This is a genomic window from Stenotrophomonas sp. LMG 10879 (genome assembly GCF_002750935.1).
Lineage (GTDB): Bacteria > Pseudomonadota > Gammaproteobacteria > Xanthomonadales > Xanthomonadaceae > Stenotrophomonas > Stenotrophomonas lactitubi_B.
Genome location: NZ_PEJT01000004.1, coordinates 121,606 through 139,846 on the forward strand (window position 1 = coordinate 121,606; position 18,241 = coordinate 139,846).

Genomic DNA, 18,241 nt, shown 5'->3' on the forward strand with positions numbered 1-18,241 from the left:
TGTTTTCCGGATGCCGGCCAGCGGCCGGCATTACAGCGGTGGGGAGGCCGGGGCGCCGGATGCGGGCGGCGCCCCTTGCATTACGCGGCGCGTCGCAGGGTTTCGGTCAGCGACTCGATGCTGGCGGCCTTGGGTTTGACCAGCCAGAACTTGCCGATGTAATCGCGGAACTCATCCATGATCTGCTGCGCCCAGATGCTGCCGGTCAGCTCGCGATGACGGCCGATCAGGCGGTGCAGGTGCTGGCGGTAGTTCTCGAAGCCCTCGGCGGACACGCGATGGATGTCGATCAGCTCGTGGTTGTAGCGGTCGACGAAATCGCGGTCCACATCCAGCACGTAGGCCAGGCCGCCGGTGAAACCGGCACCGAAGTTGAGGCCGACCTTGCCCAGCACCAGCACCACGCCGTCGGTCATGTACTCGCAGCAGTGATCGCCTGCGCCTTCCACCACTGCCAGTGCGCCGGAGTTGCGCACGGCGAAACGTTCACCGGCGCGGCCAGCGGCGAACAGCTCGCCACCGGTTGCACCGTACAGGCAGGTGTTGCCGATGATCGCGGTGCTGCGTGCCTCGAAGCGTGCGCCACGCGGCGGACGCACCACCAGTCGGCCACCGGCCATGCCCTTGCCGACGTAGTCGTTGGCTTCACCTTCCACTTCCAGGTGCAGGCCGCCGACGTTGAAAGCACCGAAGCTCTGCCCGGCGCTGCCACGGAAGCGCAGTTCCAGCGGCGATTCGGCCATGCCCTGGTTGCCATGCGCGCGCGCCACGGCGCCGGCCAGGCGGGTGCCGATGCTGCGGTCGGTGTTGTGGATCAGGAAGCGGTGTTCGCCGCCACGCTTGTGCTCGATGGCCTCGGCCAGCAGGCCGTCCATCTGCGTGGCCAGGCTGTCCGGTGATTCGTACAGGCGCTGTGCGGCGCAGTGGCTGCCCGGGTAACTGGCGTCGGCCAGCAGCCGCGACAGGTCCACGCGCACGTCTTCGCGTGGCGAGACCTCAAGCTGGCGCAGCAGGTCGGTACGGCCGACGATCTCCTGCAGCGAGCGTGCGCCCAGCACCGACAGCCAGCCGCGCACTTCCTCGGCCAGCAGGCGGAAGAAGTTCTCCACGCGCTCCGGTTGGCCGGTGAAGTGGTTCTCGCGCAGGCGTTCGTCCTGGGTGGCCACGCCGGTGGCGCAGTTGTTGAGGTGGCAGATGCGCAGGTACTTGCAGCCCAGCACGATCATCGGCGCGGTGCCGAAGCCGAAGCTGTCCGCGCCCAGCAGCGCCGCCTTGACCACGTCCAGGCCGGTCTTCAGGCCGCCGTCGGTCTGCAGCAGGGTGCGCCCGCGCAGGTCGTTGGCCACCAGCGCCTGGTGCGCCTCGGCGATGCCCAGTTCCCACGGCACGCCGGCATAGCGGATCGAGCTGACCGGCGACGCGCCGGTACCGCCGTCGTGGCCGGAAATGGTGATGAGGTCGGCGCCGGCCTTGACCACGCCGGCAGCGATCGTACCGACGCCGGCATGGCTGACCAGCTTCACCGACACCAGCGCGGTCGGGTTGACCTGCTTGAGGTCGTAGATCAGCTGCGCCAGGTCTTCGATGGAGTAGATGTCGTGGTGCGGTGGCGGCGAGATCAGGCCGATGCCCGGCCGCGCATAACGCAGCCGTGCGATCAGTTCATTGACCTTGTGCCCGGGCAGCTGGCCGCCTTCACCGGGCTTGGCGCCCTGCGCGACCTTGATCTGCAGCACTTCGGCATTGACCAGGTATTCGGCGGTGACGCCGAAGCGGCCGGACGCCACCTGCTTGATCTTGCTGCGCTTGTCGGTGCCATAGCGCGCCGGGTCTTCGCCACCTTCGCCGGAATTGCTGCGGCCACCGAGGCGGTTCATCGCAATGGCCAGTGCTTCATGCGCCTCGGGCGAAAGCGCACCGAGGCTGATCGCTGCGGTATCGAAGCGCGGGAACAGCTCGCTGGCCGGGGCCACCTCGTCCAATGGCGTCGGCGTCGCCGCCGGCACCAGCTGCAGCAGATCGCGCAGCGCCGAGGGCGGGCGTGCATGCACGGCGTCGCAGTACTGCTGCCATGCACGCGGGTCACCGCTGCGCGCCGCGCGCTGCAGGGTGGTCACCACGTCCGGGTTATACATGTGGTATTCGCCGCCGTGCACGTACTTCAGCAGGCCGCCGACATCCACGCCCTGCTGCGCATCCCACGCCTGCGCGCACAGTTCACGTGCATCGGCATCCAGCCGTGCGAAGCCGGCGCCACCGATGCGCGAGGCGGTATCGGGGAAGCACAGGTCGACGACCTCCGGCTCCAGGCCGATGATCTCGAACAGCTGCGCGCCGCGATAGCTGGCCACGGTGCAGATGCCCATCTTCGAGATGATCTTCGACAGGCCCTTGTAGATGCCCTTGCGGTAGCGGCGGCCGATCTGCGATTGCTCGCCGCCCTTGCTGAGCTTGAGGATGCCGCGACGGCCGAGGTCGAACAGGGTCTGGTAGGCCAGGTACGGATAGACCGCCGTGGCACCGAAGCCGAGCAGGCAGGCCATGTGGTGCGCATCGCGCGCGGTGCCGGTCTCGACGATCAGGTTGACGTCGCAGCGCAGGCCCAGGCGTGACAGGTGGTGGTGGATGGCACTGGTGGCCAGCAGGGCGTGCACCATTGGCCGCCCGGCCACCGGGTAGCGGTCGGACAGCAGCAGCATCACCATGCCATCGCGCGCAGCCTGTTCGGCTTCGACGCAGATGCGTTCGATGCCTGCACGCAGGCCTTCCTCTTCGCTGTAGGACAGGTCGAGCAGGCGGTTGGCCTGTACGTACTGGTTCATCTTCAGCAGCTGGCGCAGCTTGCGCTGGCTCAGTACCGGCGAATTGAGGATGACGTGGTTCACCGTCTCCGGACCGGCATGGAAGATGTTGGTCTCCTTGCCGAGCTGGGTGGACAGGGACATCGCGCAGTCTTCGCGCAGCGGGTCGATCGGCGGGTTGGTGACCTGCGCGAAGGCCTGGCGGAAATAGTCGTACAGCGGACGGCTGCGCTGGCTGAGCACGGCCATCGGCGTGTCATCGCCCATCGAGCCGGTGGCTTCCTGTTCGGTCTCGGCCAGCGGCCGCAGCACCTGCTCCACTTCCTCGCTGCTGAGCTGGTACAGCTTGTGGTAACTGCGCAGGGTGCTTTCGTCGAAGGGTTCCTCCACCAGCGAGGGATCGATCAGTTCGGTCTGCAGGTAGGTGACGCCCTGCTGCAACCACTGCTTGTACGGTGCACGGCCGCGGTTGATGCGATCGATGGCTTCCGAATCGAGCAGGTCACCGCGCTTGAGGTCGATGGCGATCATCTCGCCCGGACCGAGCTTGCCCTTGCGCACCACGCGCTCGGTCGGCACTTCCCACACACCGGCTTCGGAGGCGACCAGGAAGTGGCGATCGGCAGTCAGCATCCAGCGTGCCGGGCGCAGGCCGTTGCGGTCGAGGGTACACACGGCGTAGCGGCTGTCGCAGGCGACGATGCCGGCCGGGCCGTCCCACGGTTCACTGTTGAGGCCGTGGAATTCGTAGAACGCAGCCAGGTCCGGGTCCTTGAATTCCAGCGACTGGGTTGCCGGCGGCACCAGGATGCGCAGGGCCTGGATCAGTTCCATGCCCGCAGACACCATCAGTTCCAGCATGTTGTCCAGGCTCTGCGAATCCGAGCCGTGCATGGAGATGACCGGGTCGAATTCGCCGATATCGAAGCGCGGCGTCTTCCACACCTTGCTGCGTGCCTGCGCCCAGCGGCGGTTGCCTTCGATGGTGTTGATCTCGCCGTTGTGGGCGAGCATCCGGAACGGGTGCGCCAGCGGCCAGCGCGGCAGCGTATTGGTGGAGAAGCGCTGGTGGAACACGATGGCGCTGGAGGCCAGTTCGCGGCGCTGCAGGTCCGGGAAGAAGCGGCTGAGCTTGTCCGGCAGCACCATGCCCTTGTAGCTGATGGCGTTGGGGCTGAGCGTGGTGACGTAGTAGTCGGCATGCGCGCGCAGCAGCTGCTCGCTGCGGCGACGGGCCAGGAACAGGGCCAGGCCGAAGCCGGCGTCATCCTGGCCGACGCCGGCGTCGACAAATACCTGTTCGATACGCGGCAGGGTATCGCGCGCCAGTTGCCCGCAGACGCTGTCGTCGGTCGGCACCTCGCGCCAGCCGGCTACCTTGCAGCCCACCGCCTCGATCTGCTGCTGCAGCTGTGTGCGGCAGGCCTGGGCGGCGTCGGCATCGTGCGGCAGGAACACCAGGCCGGCAGTGAAGCGCGCGCCGACGGCAATGCCCGCTTCACTGGCCAGCAGTTTCAGGAAGGCATCGGGGCGGCGCAGCAGCAGGCCGCAGCCATCACCGGTGAGGCCGTCGGCGGCGACACCACCCCGGTGGGTCATGCGCGAAAGCGCGGCGATGGCGGTATCGACCAGCAGGCGCGAAGGCTGGTCGTCGAGCTGGGCGACCATGCCAAATCCACAGGCATCGCGCTCGGAGCGCGGGTCGTAAAGCCCTTGGCGGTTGCGGGGGGCCATCTCTACCTCGATGCGTAATGAAATGAGCAGGGACACTCGTGCCCGCTCACTCCCTGGAGCGCATCATGAGGCCACCGGATGCCTCGACTAGATCACAGGTTGCTGCAACGCCGCAATACACGGTTGCAGGCGCAACCAAAGCGCCGGCAAACGCATGCCGGCGCGGGATGGGTCAGCCGCAGCGGACGCCGCTGACCACGTCCTTTGCGTCCACCTCGATGTTCAGGCGGTCGCCCACGAACTCCATCGTGGTGACGTCATTGGGGTGCAGGACGCGGATCTGCTTGGCCGCTGCATCTTCCTGGGCCTGTTTGCCCAGTGCTTCGGTATAGGTCTGGCCGACCAGGCTCTGCACCTGGCTGGCGTCGCAGTTGCCAACCGGCGGTGCTTCGGTGGCCTTGCCGGCTTCATCGGCCGGGGCCTTGGCGGCTTCGGCGGCCTGCTGTGCGTGGGCGGTGGCCGAGTCCTGCTCATCCAGCGACGGCGCCTGGCAGGCGGTCAGGGCCAGCACGGCCGGCAGCAGCAGGGCGGAGAGGGAACGGGCGCGGATCGGGAACGACATCATGACTCCGGAAGGGAAGGGACGGTGAAAGGCCGAGCATAGCGGCGAACCCACCCTCACGTGTTTGTCTTGCGTTATTGACGTGGCCACGCCGCGCCGATCGGCAGACTGACGGCATGCCCGCCACCCCTACACCCGAACGCCAGGCCGCGCGCGCCGCTGGCCTGCGCTACGTCGATGACACCCAGCCCGGTTTCAGCCGTGTCCGCGCCGGCAAAGGCTTCTCCTATCGCGATGCTGACGGTCATGCCATACGCGATGCCGCCACGCTGCAGCGCATCCGCTCGCTGGCCGTGCCCCCGGCCTATACCGCGGTGTGGATCTGCGCCCATGCCAACGGCCATCTGCAGGCCACCGGCCGCGACGCGCGCGGGCGCAAGCAGTACCGCTACCACGCCGACTGGGCGGAGGTGCGGGATGCCGGCAAGTTCGACCGCATCATCGCCTTCGGCCAAGCGTTGCCGGCGCTGCGACGGCGCCTCGGCCGCGACCTCAAGCGCAGTGGCTTCCCACGCGAGAAGGTGCTGGCGGTGGTGGTCGCGCTGCTCGCCGACACGCTGGTGCGGGTGGGCAACGAGACCTATGCGCAGGAGAACAAGTCGTACGGCCTGACAACGCTGCGCAACCGTCACCTGGATCTGCTTCGGGGCGGCCGGGTGCGCATGCGCTTCCGTGGCAAGTCCGGCCAGTTGCATGAGGTGACGGTGGGCGACCGTCGGCTGGGCGCGCTGGTACGCGGCGTGCAGCAGCTGCCGGGACAGGCCCTGTTCCAGTACCGCGACGACGCGGGCGAGGTGCAGCCGGTGGATTCCGGCGCGGTGAACGACTACCTGCGCGAGGTGATGGGCGAGGATTTCACCGCCAAGGATTTCCGCACCTGGGGCGGCACGATGGCGGCAGTGCAGGCCTTCGCCGCCACCGAGCTGCCCGAACCGCCCAGCCAGCGCGCGCTGGCCAAGGCGCAACGCGAGGTGGTGTGCCAGGTGGCCGCGCGGCTGGGCAACACCCCGGCGGTGTGCCGCAAGGCCTACATCGATCCCTGCGTGTTTGCGGGCTGGGAACGCGGCGAGCTGACTGCACTGGCGGGCCTGCGCGGCCCGCGGCAGTGGGAACAGGCGACACTGAAGGTGCTGCGCCGGGCGCGGCGGCTGAGCCGCAAGGCAGGTCAGCCGCAGTAGATCGCGGTGATGTTGTTGGTGCGGCCCTTTTCGATGGTCAGGCGCTCACCGCCCTCGCTGGCCGGCGGCACGCGCGGACCGTCGTGACGCAGCACCTGCACGTGCAGGCTGTCGCTGTCGACGCGGGCGCGCTCGACGGTGGCATCCGATGCCGCCAGGCCGACCGCACCGCGCACCATGTCCGAATGGCACTGGCCGGAAATCACCCCGTCGATCGGCTGGATCTGGGCGACGGGGCTGCTGCTGCAGGCGGCGAGAGCAAAGCAGACAGTGGCGGTGGCAATGGCATGTTTCATGGGGACGTTCCTCGTGTTGTGGCCTGCAGGGTGCGACGACACGCGTGGTGGCGGAATGAATGCCGTGCACGCGGTGGACACGGTGCGCTCACTGCCGCCAACAGCCTGCGTGGAGACACTGCACGAGCGGCGCACGCCGCCCCCGGTACTGCGGCGCACGCGCCCCGGTAGTGCCGGCCGCTGGCCGGCAACCCCAATCCCCCGAGGAGACCTGCATGGCCACCACCAAGAAGACCCCCACCCGCCGCAAGGCATCGCCGAAGGTGCGCAAAGGCACCCAGGCGGCGCCAGCCATCGCCGAGACCACCGCATCCGAGCGCCCACGCGTGGTGAAGACCGCCACCCGCAAGGCCGCCGCTTCCGATCCGCGCGCGGCGCGTGTGGCCGCGCGGCAGCGGCGCCTGCAGGACCAGGAAAAAGCGAAGGACGTACGCGCAGCGAAGAAGGCAACGAAAAAGCCGACAAAGAAGACCGCCACCCAGGCTGGCCCACGCCGTCAGCCGGAGACGATGCCGGCGCAGCAACTGGCCAAACCAGGCCATGAGCATGCACTGCAACTGGCACCCCGCTTCCTGGCACCGGACTATGTCGGCAGCGGCAAGCTGCAGGGCATGCGCGCGATCGTCACCGGTGGCGATTCCGGCATCGGCCGCGCGGTGGCGGTGCTGTTCGCCCGCGAAGGCGCCGATGTTGCCGTGCTGCATCTGGACGAAGCCGAGGACGCCGAGCTCACTCGCCAGCACGTGGAGAAGGAGGGCGGCCGCTGCGTAGTGATCGCCGGCGACGTGCGCGACCCGCGCTTCTGCAACAAGGCCGTCAAGCAGGTGGCCAAGGCCTTCGGTGGCATCGATATCCTGGTCAACAACGCGGCCTTCCAGCTGCACTGCGAGCGCCTCGAAGACCTGGAAGACGCGCACCTGCAGGAAACGCTGCAGACCAACATCGGCGGCTACATCCAGATGGCGCGCGCGGTGCTGCCGCATCTGGGCGAGGGCGCCAGCATCATCAACACCGGTTCTGAAACCGGCCTGTTCGGCAGCAAGGCACTGATCGATTACTCGGCCACCAAGGGCGCGATCCATGCGTTCACCAAGGCGCTGGCCAGCCAGCTGCTGCCGCGCGGCATCCGCGTCAACTGCGTGGCGCCGGGCCCGGTGTGGACGCCGTTGAATCCGGCCGACAAGCAGGCGAAGGATGTGGCCGAGTTCGGCAAGGACAGCGACATGGGCCGGCCGGCACAGCCGGAAGAGCTGTCGCCAGCGTATGTGTTCCTGGCCTCACCGGCCTGCGCCAGCTACATCAGCGGCGTGATCCTGCCGGTGATGGGTGGGCCGCGCGGTTAGCGCGCGGCGGAATAGAAACCGGCAATACGCGGGATGAACTGCTGCGGATTGGCACCGACCAGATTGGTCAGCACGACAACGGCCAGGTCGCGCTCGGGATAGACGATGAAAGCCGAGCGCGCACCGCCCATGCCACCCACCTGCAGGTCGGGCGCGATGTTGAACACCGGCCAGCCTGCGGCCCAGTCGCCGGTGCTGCCATCGTTGAGGCGCTCGCCCGTCCACATCTGCTGCATCGCGCGCTGCTCCAGCAGGCGACCATCCTGCAATGCAACCAACCAGCGCGCAGTGTCATCGGCCGTGGTGAGGATGCCGCCACCGGCCCACAGGCTGGGCGGCATGTCGTAGAACCAGTGCGACAGCCGTGGCGTCGCATCCCTGGCATCGGTGGCGCGTGGCAGGTAGCTGTACATCGTCGCTGCGTCCGGGATCAGGTCGTAGCTGTCACCGAACGTGGTGCGCGGCATGCGCGCGGTGGAGAACTGGCGTGTTGCCAGAAAGCGTTCGTAGGGCATGCCGGATTGCCGCGCGATGATCCGCGCCAGCAGCACGTAGTTGGTCTGGTTGTACTGGAAGCGCTCGCCCGCTACGGCCTCTGCCGGCAGCGCGCGGACTGCCTGCCATGCGTCTTGTTCAGAACCACCGCCCAGCAGTCCTTCTGCATCGAGGATGTCGGGCAGGCCGGAGGTGTGGGCGAGCAGCTGGCGCACGCGCACCGCCTGCCAGCTCGCGGGCAGGTCGTCGAGATAGCGCGAGGCGGGCGCGTCGAGATCCACCCGCCCATCCTGCGCCAGCTGCGCCAAAGCGACGCCGGTGAAGGATTTGCTGGCCGAGTTGAGCGGGAACCGCGTGCTGCGGGTAGCGACCACGCCGTTCTCGACGTTGGCCAGGCCGTAGGTTTCCGACAGCACCACCTGGCCATCCTTGACCACGGCGATCTGCAGGCCGGGGATGCGCTGTTCCTGCATGGTCTGGCGGATGAAACGACGGGTCTGGTCGTTGGCCTGGTCCTGGTTGGCGGAAACAGCGGCGAAGGGCAGCAGGCTGATGATCATGAGCAGGGTGGGTAGCGTCTGGCGAGGCATGCGGGATCCCGGAGGGCAGGAAGATTGGCGGCGATGACGGCGGCCGCAGGTGACAGGCCATGGGTCGGATGCGCGCCCGGCGGAAAAGGTTTAAGCCGGCCGCGTGCCCTACCGTTCGTCGGCCCATGACTTCCGGGGGGTTGACTACAGGTGTCGTCATGGCAACAGTAGCGACACGTGTAGTCAAGGGAGTGTTGTCATGCGTGGCAAGACCATCGGGGACCAGGAACTGGCCCTGCTGCAGTATGTGGACGAGCAGGCACCGGCCAGCGTCGGCGAGGTCGCCAGCGGCTATGGCGAACCGCGCGGACTGGCCCGCTCCACCGTGTTGACGATGATGGAGCGCCTGCGCGCCAAGGGTTACCTGCAGCGCCGGCAGCAGCAGGGTGTCTACCGCTACCAGCCCACCCGCGGCCCGGAGAGCGTGCTGCAGGGTGCCGTCGCCCAGTTCGTCGACAACACCCTGCAGGGCTCGGTCTCGCCGTTCGTGGCGTACCTGTCGCAGCGGCAGAAGGTCAGCGACAACGAACTGGCCGAACTGGAAGCGCTGGTGGCCGAACTGCAATCGCGTCGCCAGGAGGACTGAGCCATGGATACCTCGATGTTGATTCCGATGCTGGAACGGCTGGGCTGGACCAGCCTGCAGACCCTGCTGCTGGTGGCACTGGTGTACCTGCTGTGCCGCGCGTTGCCGGCACTGTCGGCGGCCACCCGTTGCCGCCTGTGGTGGCTGGTATCGCTGCAGGCCGTGGTCGGCCTGTTGTGGAGCCAACCGCTGCAGCTGGCCTGGTTGCCTGCACCCGACGCGGTCGCAATGACGACCGTGGATCTTGCCGCGGACGCGGTGTATCCGATGGCACCGGAGGCCGCCGCGCAGTTGCTGGCGAACACGCCGATGGGCGATGTCGGCAGCACCCCAGTGGCCTGGTGGGCAGTGGCGCTGGCTGCGCTGTGGATGTCCGGCGTACTGCTGATGGCGTTGCGGACCTTCGGCGAATGGCGCCGTTGCCGCGCGCTGCTGGCAGCGTCGTATCCGTGCGAGGACCAGGCGCTGGTGCAGGCGCTGCAGCTGGCCTCGGATGCGCACGGCCTGCGCCGCGCACCGCGCCTGTGGATGAGCGACCAGGTGGACGCGCCGCAGCTGGTCGGGCCGTTCCGTCCGGTGCTGCTGTTGCCGGCGGGAATGAACGCGCTGCAGGGCGATGCGCTGGATCTGGCACTGACCCACGAACTGCAGCACCTGCAGCGTCGCGACCTGCAGTGGGGACTGCTGCCGGCCCTGGCCCAGCACCTGTTCTTCTTCCATCCGCTGCTGCGCCTGGCCGTGCGCGAATACGCCCAGGCCCGCGAGGAAGCGGTGGATGCGGCCGTGGTCGGCCAGCATGGCGCCAGCCGCCACGCCTATGGCCGCCTGTTGCTGCAGCTGGGTGTGGCGCCGCAGCCGCACCTCGGCGTGGCCAGCGCAGCGCCCAGCACCACCAGCCTCAAGCGCCGCCTGCTCTCGCTGCAGTCACACCGCGCGTGCCCCCGCCTGCTGGCCGTCGGCCTGACCCTGGTGGTGTTGGCCGTGGGTGTGGCGCCGATGCGCCTGGTGGCCGCGCCGGTTCCGCCCGCGCCGCCGCGCGCTGTACCTGCGCCGCCGCCGCCGCCCGCAGCACCTTCGGCACCTTCGGCACCGCCAGCACCGCCTGCCGCAGCGGTACCTGCAGAGCCGGCCGACTGGGCCGAGCCGGCAGAGCCCACCGAACCGGCCGACGTCGATGAAGACGAAGAGCAGGACGCACGCACCCATACGCACTCGAAGACCACCATCGTCACCCATGGCCAGCTTGATCTCGGCACGCCGCCGCAGCAGGCCTTTGTCCTCGTCGATCACGGTCAGGCATTCGCCAACGCCGGCATGGACGACGTGATGCAGGCGCGCAGCCGCATTGGTGACGGCCCGGCGCTGTGGTTCCGTCAGGGTGACAAGCGCTATGTCGTGCGCGATCCGATGCTGATCCAGTCGTTGCAGCGTGCCTACGCCGGCGCCGTCGATCTGGGCCGCCAGCAGAGTGAACTGGGGCGCCAGCAGAGCGCGTTGGGCCGTCAGCAGGGCCAGCTCGGCCGCGAGCAGGGCGAGCTGGGCAGGCTGCAAGGTGAAGAGGCGCGTGAGATCGCCCTGGCCGCCGCACGTGCTGCGCGCAGTGCGCTCAACGATCGCGACATCAACCGTGAAGCGGCAGCCGAAGCGGCGCGGGCCACCCGTGGCGCGGTGGATGATGCGGCGATTGCACGGCAGGCAGCGGCTGAAGCACAGCGCGCGTCACAGGTTGCCCGCAACCAGGCGCTGCAGTCCGAGCGCAGCCGCGAGATGAGCCGTCTCGCCAGCCAGCAGGCCGCGCTGGGAAGCCAGCAGGCGGCACTGGGCAGCAAACAGGCGGCACTAGGCGAACGCCAGGCGCGGCTGCAGGCACAGGCGTCGAAACAGGCAGAGCAGGTAATCGCGCGTGCGCTGGCCAGCGGCAAGGCCGAGCGTCTCTGAACCGGTAGTGCCGGCCGTTGGCCGGCAATGTGGGGGTGCCGGCCAGCGGCCGGCACGACCCCGGATCGATCAGCCGCAGCTGGCGCGCTCGATGCGGTTCTGCGCGTCCACCTGCACGGTCACGCGGTCCTGGCGGAAGTCCATGGTGACCGCCATCCCCGGTTTGACCACGCGTGCATTGCGCGCGCCACTGTCGGCCACCAGCTTCTTGATCGTCGCTTCGTCGGCGGTCTTGCCGGTGAAGGCTTCCAACGCATCGGGCCTGCATTCCTGGGGGCCATCGGACACCTTGGCTGGCAGGCTGCCGACCTCGGCGGGGGCGTTGCCACCGGCATGGCTGCAGGCCGCCAGCGGCAGGATGGCCGCAAGCAGCAACAGGGAGGATCGACGCATGGCAGTACTCCTGGGTGACGTTCAGTAGCGGCAGTGTCGCCGGGACGTGTGTCAGCGATGTCAACGTGGCCTGAATCCGCCCTTCCCGATCATCCGCTGACCAGCGCCAGCGTCTCGCGCTCGCGCTGCTCTTCCCGCACCAGCCGCTGCAGCAGCAGCGCCAGGGTCACCACGTCCTGGTGGTTGTGGTCGGCCACTCGGCGCAGATTCACCGCATCGCCGCCGCGCAGGTAACGCAGCCAGGCAGCGGGAGCTTCCGAACCGGGCAGATCGTCCTCGCGCACCACGCGCAGCAGTTGCCGCTCGATGGTGGACAGCTTGCAGTTCTCCCACTTGCCGCGATAACGGCGGCGGGTGGGGTACAGCAGGTCGACGTGGTCCCGTGCAGTGATGGGATCGGCCTGCCGGGCCAACCGGTAACGCGTCTTCAGCAGCGGTGCGTCGTAGCTGCGGCCGTTGTAGCTGCAGAACACGGTATGCGGCTGCAGCCAGCGGGCGAAGGTGGCCAGCATGGCTTCTTCAGCGGCCATCGTGGAGATCAGCAACTGGCGGATGCGCAGGCCCTCGCCGCGCTGCGGGCACACGTGCCAGTCGGCGGCGCCGATCATGAAGGCGCGGGTGCCGGTGCCGCCGGCCAGACCGGTGGTTTCGGTATCGAAGAACAGCAGGTCGCGCGCAGCCACGTGCTGGTCTTCGCGCTTGGCGAACGCCAGCGACAGCGGCATGGTGGGAATCGGCTGTGGCTGCAGTGACTCGATCAGGAACAGGCCGGGCGCGATCTCTTCACCGGGCAACTGCCGGTCCTGCGCACTGGCACGTGCCGGCGCCGGGCCGCCACGCGAGCGCATGCCGAGCAGGCGATGCAGGCTGCCGACCTCGGGCCGTCGCAGTGCTGGCGGCGCAGGCGTGGAGGTGGCGGTGCCGGTCGGCTTGTGGCGGATCTCCTGTTCCACCCAGGCGAACACCGAACGCTCAGCCGGCGGCTGCCGCGCATCGTTGGCGGCCACGGGGGCCGGTGGCGTGTCCTGCGCCGGCGCGGCAGGCGTGCCCGCTTTCGGGTCACCGGCCTGCTTCCGCAGCAGGCGCAGCTTGTCCAGGCTCAGGCTCACGGGGCGATCAGCTCCATCGGGTCGCGTGTGCTCACCACCACGTCGGCGACATGCTGGCAGGCATCGGCATCGAACAGGTCGAGCACGCGCAGCGCCAACGCACGCGGTGAGGTTTCGTCTTCTTCCTGCGCGGCCAGCACCGGGCCGACGCAGGCCGGACAACCCGCCCTGCAGTCGCAGCGCTGTACCAGTTCGCGCGCGCGCTGCACCAGCTCGGCCTGGCGCTGCCACAACGGCTCGCTCAGACCGACGCCACCGGGGAAGTTGTCGTACAGGTACACGGTCGGCACGAACTCCTGCAGCAGTTCCACCGCGCCCGGCTCGCCATCGCTGCCACGCAGCTGGCCGCGGCCGCTCTGGTCGGCAATCGCGATCCAGGTGCCATCGCCGTTGCCCACCGACTTCTGCAGGTCGCGCGCATCGGCCATCACCGCCACCGTGGCGACGATGTGCAGCGCATAGGCGGCGCCGAGGAACCCATCCAGCGCATCCTGCTTGCTGGCGAAGGCGCGCAGCAGCAGCGCCTGCGGCAGCTGCCACCACACTGCGGTGGTGTGTAGTTCCTGGTCGGGCAGGTTGACCGGACCGTAGCCGATGTTCTCGTGGGTGTAGTAGCGGATCTTCTTGTAGCCGGCCACGCGGCGCACCACGTGTACTTCGCCATGGTGCGAATCGCCACGGCCGGCCACGCCACCATCGAAACGGTCCAGCACCTTGAGCTTGGTGAAGTCGATGCTGTCGGTGTAGTAGTCCACGTGGGTGCGGGTGACGTAGGCCTTGCGGCCTTCCCAGTCCAACGTTTCCACCTGGTAGGGGGTGGACTGCACCATGTGGATGGCGCCTTCGTACAGGGTGAGTGCGGCAGCCGAATAGTCGACCTCGGCGATGATCTGCTGGCGGCCATCGCTGCGGTCGACCACCACGAAGTTGCCGTCGGCCACCGCGCGCAGGCTGACCGCGTTGGCCGGGTAGCTGTCGGCGATCCATTCCCAGCGCTCGCCTTCGCGATGGATCACCTCGGTTTCGGCCAGTGCTTCCAGGAACACTTCCGGATCGATCGGGCCGAAGCCATCACCGACCCGGAACGGCAGCTCGAAGGCCGCGCAGCGGATGTGATCGAACAGGATCAACGGCTGGTCGGGTGCGATGCGCGCGTGTTCCGGCGACGCCTCGGCGAAGAAGTCCGGATGGCGCACCACGTACTGGTCCAGCGGCTGCGAGCTGGCCACCATCACTCCCAGTGCCGGTTGCTGGCGGCGACCGGCGCGGCCGAAGCGCTGCCAGGTGGCGGCCACGCTGCCCGGGTAACCATTGAGGATCACCACGTCCAGGCTGCCGATATCCACGCCCAGTTCCAGCGCCGAGGTGCTGACGATGCCATCGATGTTGCCCGCGCGCATCGCACGCTCGGTCTCGCGGCGCTCGGTGGGCAGGTAGCCACCGCGGTAGGCGCGGATGCGCGGCGGCTTGCGCGGGTCGTGGTCGAAGATGTCCTTCAGGTACTTGGTCAGCACCTCCACCATCAGCCGGGTCTGCGCGAACACCAGGGTCTTCAGCCCCGACTTGATCGCGATGCGGGCGATGCGGTTGCTCTGCGAACGGGCCGACGCGCGCAGGCCCAGGTCCGGGTTGATCACCGGCGGGTTCCACAGCAGCACCTGCTTGGGCCCGCTGGGCGCGCCGGATTCGGTGATGGCGGTGACCGGGGCTTCGATCAGCGCCTCGGCATGCGCCTGCGGGTTGCCGATGGTGGCCGAGCACAGGATGAACTGCGGTTGCACCCCGTAGAACGCGCAGATGCGCTTGAGCCGGCGCAGTACGTTGGTTACATGGCTGCCGAACACACCGCGATAGGTGTGCACTTCGTCGATGACGATGTAGCGCAGGTTCTCGAAGAACTGCGCCCACTTGGTGTGATGCGGCAGGATCGCCTGGTGCAGCATGTCCGGGTTGGAAACCACGATGTCGCCATGCAGGCGGATCGCCTGACGGGCATCACCGGGGGTGTCGCCGTCGAAGGTAAAGGCCTTCACCCCGAGGTCGCCGGCGCGGTTGAGCTCCAGCAGCTCGGCCACCTGGTCCTGGGCCAGTGCCTTGGTCGGGAACAGGTACAGCGCCTTGGCCTTGTCCTGCATGGCGGCGCTGACCACCGGCAGGGTGTAGCACAGCGACTTGCCGCTGGCGGTGGGGGTGACGATGGCCACGTGTTCGCCGCGCTGGCTGGCCTCCCAGGCCTCGGCCTGGTGGCTGTACAGCTGCTCGATGCCGCGTGCCTTCAGTGCCGCAGCCAGGGCCGGTGGCACGGAATCGGGAATCGGCGCATAGCGGCCTTCGCGGCCGGGAATGGCGAAGCTGCCGGTGATGCGGTCCTGGTAGCGGCGCTGCAGGCGTGCGCTGAGCAGGGCGCCGTCGCGGGCGGGCAGGCCATCGCGGGTAGCGAGCTGCTGCTCCGCATCGGCGGTGCGCTTGGCGAGTTCGTAGGCCATGGGAAGAGGATTTTCGGGGGATCACATGGCACCACAGATGGGTCTCAGCATGTGAGACACCCTGACGGGATGGCGTGAATCATTCAGTGCCTGGGGCCGGGCGTGCCTCGAACGCGGCGCTACGCGCGGCAGTGCGGCTGACCGACCGGCGAACGCACACAACGAGCATCAGCGCGTGCCAGCCCGCCGCCAACAGCGCGAACATCTGCCAGTGGAGTACGCCCGGCCAGCCCAGATCCAGCCGCTGCGACAGGGGCGCCCAGAGGGCGCCAAGCACCAGCAGAAGCAGCAGCATGCCGAGCCAGGCCAGATGCCGGAATCCCCCGCTGGACGGGTAGCGCAGCCGGTCGCTGGCCAGGCACCACCTTGACCCTGCGGCCAGCACCTTGCCATCACCTGCGCGTACATCCAGGCGCATCGCGCGGCCGGTGGAGAATCCCGCGACGTCCAGCCACTCCCATGGAAGCTGCACGCGCAGGTCGCTGCCCAGCAGCCACGCCTGCGATGTCTGTGCGTTCCGCTGGTACGCGCGCAGGCGCCCTTGCACCTGCAGCACGCGCTGTGCCGTCGCCGGGCCCCTGTGGCGCGGTCGACCCAGCCAGACTGCCAGGCCGGCGATGGCGAGCAGGGGTACACCTGACAGGTAGCTGACGTCATGCGGCAGGGACATGCAGAGCAGGCCGGACGCATCGGCAGCGGCCCATAGCGCCAGCACCGCGATCAACAGCGCGGACAGGCGCAGCCCGGGTCCGCGTCGCATCGCGATTTCTTCCGGCGTCTCCAGACGCTCGCCACGAAGCTGGCTGGCGGCTGCAACCGGCCGCATTGCGGTCACATGGAATCCATTGAGACGCACCACAACGGCCCAGCGCTCGCCCAGCACCACTTCGGCGTCATTGTCCGCAGCAAGGTGTGGGCATGCCTGCCGCGGCAGCAGCACGGGAATGCCGCCCAGCAGGCCGTCGGAGACCGGGTAGTGGCGGCTGACGGCGCCTCCGGTGAACCTTCCGCGCAGTACCCGCACCTGGTCGCCATGGACGCAGCCGGTCAGTGCGCGCACCGTTGCCAGCGCCGTGTGTTCATCGGCCTCCAGCGTGCGCAGCACGCTGCTCCGGCGCAGCGAGGCCAACCCTGTGCGGACGCGGGACGTCCATTCGGCAACGGCGGCTACGATCATCGCCAGCAGCGAGGCGAGTACGACCAGCAGTGCAGCGCGGGACATCAGCGGCCGAACCGCTGCAGCGACATGGAGGTGGAGGGAGGTGCCATGGTCGACATCGGGGCGGGGAAACAGCGCAGCTTGTCGGCCCAGCGCCCCGATGGGAATGACGATTGTTGCAAACGTCGGCGCAGCAGCCGGGTCCGGTGAAGCGGGATACAGCCTGAACGCCCACGTGGTTGCCAACGAAATCTGAAGCCTGCATCCGTATCCTTGGCCGCTGGACGCAACCAACAGGGTGGATGGCTGTGGCACGACGTGGAACGCAGGGAGCACTTCTGGCCAGCCTGCTGCTGACCGGCATCGCGCAGGCGCAGCAGGCCGCGCCGGTGACGCTGCCCGATCCTGCGCCTGCTCCCCCTGCGGACGTAGCGGCGGCAACCACTGCGCCGGTTTCCACCACCCTGCCGCAGGACAACGTCACCACGCTGGGTGAAGTGCGTGCGCTCAAGCCTGAAGACGACCAGCCGCTGGACCTGTACCGCTTCAAGAACCCGCTGAAGGCCGAGAACAACCGCTTCAGCCGCAACTGGAGCGAGCCGCCGTCGCCCGAACAGGTCAGCATGGCCGGTGGCTACATCATGATGGGCGTGGTCAAGGGGGTGATGGCGGCCGCGAAGGGAGTGAACAAGCTCACCGGTGGCCCGGACCAGATCCAGTCGGCCATCGCCCGGCCGCCACCGGAACTGAGCGCGGAGCAGCAACGGCGCGCGCTGCAGTTCTGCGCGCAGCAGGACGGTTGCGGCGCGCCGCCGCAGAAGTAGGCGGTATCCTGCGGGCCTTCCCTTCGAGGCTGCCTGGATGCTGCTACGTACCCTGTTCCTGCTTGCGACGCTGAGCCCGCTTGGCGCATCCGCCAGCGACCTGACCGATGGCGGTTCCTGCCGCAATGGCGCGTTTCCTTCGGAACAATCGGGCTTTGCCCTGGCCAGGGTGGTCGGCACGCCACGCCTGTACCTGCTGGGCGACATGGATGGCTGTCCCGCGAAGGGCGAACCCGCCTGCCGCCAGCGCAGCTACGTGGTGAGTGGCGATACGGTGGTGACCGGGCGCGATCTTGGCGGCTACCGCTGCGCGTTCTTCCCGAACAAGGTGGGTGGCAGCGCAGGCTGGGTGGATCGCAGCAAGCTGCAGGCGTTGCCGGTGCCCGCGCCTACGCTGCAGGCCTGGTCGGGAGACTGGAAGGACAGTGACAACGGCCTGCGGATCCGCGTGCGCGACGGCCAGCTGCACGTGCAAGGCGATGCCTACTGGCCCTCGGCCAACCCGACGCCGGCCGAACGCCCGGGTGGTCCGAACATCGGCGCGGTGAGCGCGCAGGCGCTGCCGCGTGGTGCCCAGGTCGACTTCGTGGAGGACACCTGCACGGTGCACGCGCAGCTGCTGGGGGACGTGCTGATCGTGGCCGACAACAGCGAGTGCGGCGGCATGAACGTGCGCTTCAATGGAGTGTACCGGCGCGCGGCGAAACGTTGAACGGCGCATTCCGTCGATTCACGCATGGCGTCAGT

At 68.4% G+C, this 18,241-nt stretch carries 14 protein-coding genes; 6 read left to right on the forward strand and 8 right to left on the reverse strand.

Annotation, left to right across the window (positions count from 1 at the left end):
• Positions 1-80: 80 nt before the first annotated feature.
• Together gltB and CR919_RS07500 are read right to left on the reverse strand one after the other, a co-directional pair.
• On the reverse strand, positions 81-4,535 hold the full coding sequence (gene gltB, locus CR919_RS07495) for a glutamate synthase large subunit (RefSeq protein WP_099819477.1): 4,455 nt from the start codon (positions 4,533-4,535) through the stop codon (positions 81-83).
• 172 nt (positions 4,536-4,707) lie between these two features.
• Complete coding sequence (locus tag CR919_RS07500; protein ID WP_099819478.1) at positions 4,708-5,097, reverse strand: I78 family peptidase inhibitor; 390 nt, start codon at positions 5,095-5,097, stop codon at positions 4,708-4,710.
• A gap of 116 nt (positions 5,098-5,213) precedes the next feature.
• Between CR919_RS07500 and CR919_RS07505 the strand changes: the two genes are divergently transcribed.
• Positions 5,214-6,275, forward strand: coding sequence for a DNA topoisomerase IB (locus CR919_RS07505; protein WP_099819479.1), 1,062 nt, complete (start codon positions 5,214-5,216; stop codon positions 6,273-6,275).
• On the opposite strand, the gene CR919_RS07510 is transcribed toward CR919_RS07505, so the two are convergent.
• On the reverse strand, positions 6,263-6,571 hold the full coding sequence (locus CR919_RS07510) for a hypothetical protein (protein WP_099819480.1): 309 nt from the start codon (positions 6,569-6,571) through the stop codon (positions 6,263-6,265). The two genes, CR919_RS07505 and CR919_RS07510, sit on opposite strands and share 13 nt — an antisense overlap.
• A 215-nt stretch (positions 6,572-6,786) precedes the next feature.
• Between CR919_RS07510 and CR919_RS07515 the strand changes: the two genes are divergently transcribed.
• Positions 6,787-7,914, forward strand: a complete 1,128-nt coding sequence (locus tag CR919_RS07515; RefSeq protein WP_099819481.1) for an SDR family oxidoreductase — start codon at positions 6,787-6,789, stop codon at positions 7,912-7,914.
• Here the strand turns inward: CR919_RS07515 and CR919_RS07520 are convergent.
• Complete coding sequence (locus CR919_RS07520) at positions 7,911-8,969, reverse strand: serine hydrolase domain-containing protein (protein ID WP_099819482.1); 1,059 nt, start codon at positions 8,967-8,969, stop codon at positions 7,911-7,913. The genes CR919_RS07515 and CR919_RS07520 overlap by 4 nt on opposite strands.
• Before the next feature lie 229 nt (positions 8,970-9,198).
• On the opposite strand from CR919_RS07520, the gene CR919_RS07525 reads away from it, so the two are divergent.
• The gene (locus CR919_RS07525) at positions 9,199-9,585 is read left to right on the forward strand and encodes a BlaI/MecI/CopY family transcriptional regulator (protein WP_025876036.1); all 387 of its coding nucleotides are present in this window, start codon (positions 9,199-9,201) and stop codon (positions 9,583-9,585) included.
• A gap of 3 nt (positions 9,586-9,588) precedes the next feature.
• Positions 9,589-11,523, forward strand: coding sequence for a M56 family metallopeptidase (locus CR919_RS07530; RefSeq protein WP_099819483.1), 1,935 nt, complete (start codon positions 9,589-9,591; stop codon positions 11,521-11,523).
• A gap of 69 nt (positions 11,524-11,592) precedes the next feature.
• On the opposite strand, the gene CR919_RS07535 is transcribed toward CR919_RS07530, so the two are convergent.
• The 4 genes from CR919_RS07535 to CR919_RS07550 form a co-directional block, all read right to left on the reverse strand.
• Complete coding sequence (locus tag CR919_RS07535) at positions 11,593-11,916, reverse strand: I78 family peptidase inhibitor (protein ID WP_099819484.1); 324 nt, start codon at positions 11,914-11,916, stop codon at positions 11,593-11,595.
• A gap of 89 nt (positions 11,917-12,005) precedes the next feature.
• On the reverse strand, positions 12,006-13,025 hold the full coding sequence (locus CR919_RS07540; RefSeq protein ID WP_099819485.1) for a ribonuclease H-like domain-containing protein: 1,020 nt from the start codon (positions 13,023-13,025) through the stop codon (positions 12,006-12,008).
• Positions 13,022-15,511 (reverse strand): DEAD/DEAH box helicase, encoded by a 2,490-nt coding sequence (locus tag CR919_RS07545; RefSeq protein ID WP_099819486.1) that lies wholly within the window; start codon positions 15,509-15,511, stop codon positions 13,022-13,024. The genes CR919_RS07540 and CR919_RS07545 overlap by 4 nt, the downstream gene beginning before the upstream one ends.
• A gap of 79 nt (positions 15,512-15,590) precedes the next feature.
• Positions 15,591-16,733 carry a hypothetical protein gene (locus CR919_RS07550; protein WP_099819487.1) on the reverse strand — a complete coding sequence of 381 codons (1,143 nt, stop codon included), beginning with the start codon at positions 16,731-16,733 and terminating at the stop codon, positions 15,591-15,593.
• A gap of 239 nt (positions 16,734-16,972) precedes the next feature.
• On the opposite strand from CR919_RS07550, the gene CR919_RS07555 reads away from it, so the two are divergent.
• Together CR919_RS07555 and CR919_RS07560 are read left to right on the forward strand one after the other, a co-directional pair.
• A complete protein-coding gene (locus CR919_RS07555) occupies positions 16,973-17,494 on the forward strand; it encodes a hypothetical protein (RefSeq protein WP_099819488.1) in 522 nt (173 codons plus the stop codon).
• 37 nt (positions 17,495-17,531) lie between these two features.
• Positions 17,532-18,206 (forward strand): hypothetical protein, encoded by a 675-nt coding sequence (locus CR919_RS07560; RefSeq protein WP_099819489.1) that lies wholly within the window; start codon positions 17,532-17,534, stop codon positions 18,204-18,206.
• The last annotated feature ends 35 nt before the right edge of the window (positions 18,207-18,241 follow it).

Bases quoted from the DNA above. Each gene is read 5' to 3' on its own strand.
- gltB (WP_099819477.1), bottom strand. From the start codon at position 4,535: ATGGCCCCCCGCAACCGCCAAGGGCTTTACGACCCGCGCTCCGAGCGC.
- CR919_RS07500 (WP_099819478.1), bottom strand. From the start codon at position 5,097: ATGTCGTTCCCGATCCGCGCCCGTTCCCTCTCCGCCCTGCTGCTGCCG.
- CR919_RS07505 (WP_099819479.1), top strand. From the start codon at position 5,214: ATGCCCGCCACCCCTACACCCGAACGCCAGGCCGCGCGCGCCGCTGGC.
- CR919_RS07510 (WP_099819480.1), bottom strand. From the start codon at position 6,571: ATGAAACATGCCATTGCCACCGCCACTGTCTGCTTTGCTCTCGCCGCC.
- CR919_RS07515 (WP_099819481.1), top strand. From the start codon at position 6,787: ATGGCCACCACCAAGAAGACCCCCACCCGCCGCAAGGCATCGCCGAAG.
- CR919_RS07520 (WP_099819482.1), bottom strand. From the start codon at position 8,969: ATGATCATCAGCCTGCTGCCCTTCGCCGCTGTTTCCGCCAACCAGGAC.
- CR919_RS07525 (WP_025876036.1), top strand. From the start codon at position 9,199: ATGCGTGGCAAGACCATCGGGGACCAGGAACTGGCCCTGCTGCAGTAT.
- CR919_RS07530 (WP_099819483.1), top strand. From the start codon at position 9,589: ATGGATACCTCGATGTTGATTCCGATGCTGGAACGGCTGGGCTGGACC.
- CR919_RS07535 (WP_099819484.1), bottom strand. From the start codon at position 11,916: ATGCGTCGATCCTCCCTGTTGCTGCTTGCGGCCATCCTGCCGCTGGCG.
- CR919_RS07545 (WP_099819486.1), bottom strand. From the start codon at position 15,511: ATGGCCTACGAACTCGCCAAGCGCACCGCCGATGCGGAGCAGCAGCTC.
- CR919_RS07550 (WP_099819487.1), bottom strand. From the start codon at position 16,733: ATGTCCCGCGCTGCACTGCTGGTCGTACTCGCCTCGCTGCTGGCGATG.
- CR919_RS07555 (WP_099819488.1), top strand. From the start codon at position 16,973: ATGGCTGTGGCACGACGTGGAACGCAGGGAGCACTTCTGGCCAGCCTG.
- CR919_RS07560 (WP_099819489.1), top strand. From the start codon at position 17,532: ATGCTGCTACGTACCCTGTTCCTGCTTGCGACGCTGAGCCCGCTTGGC.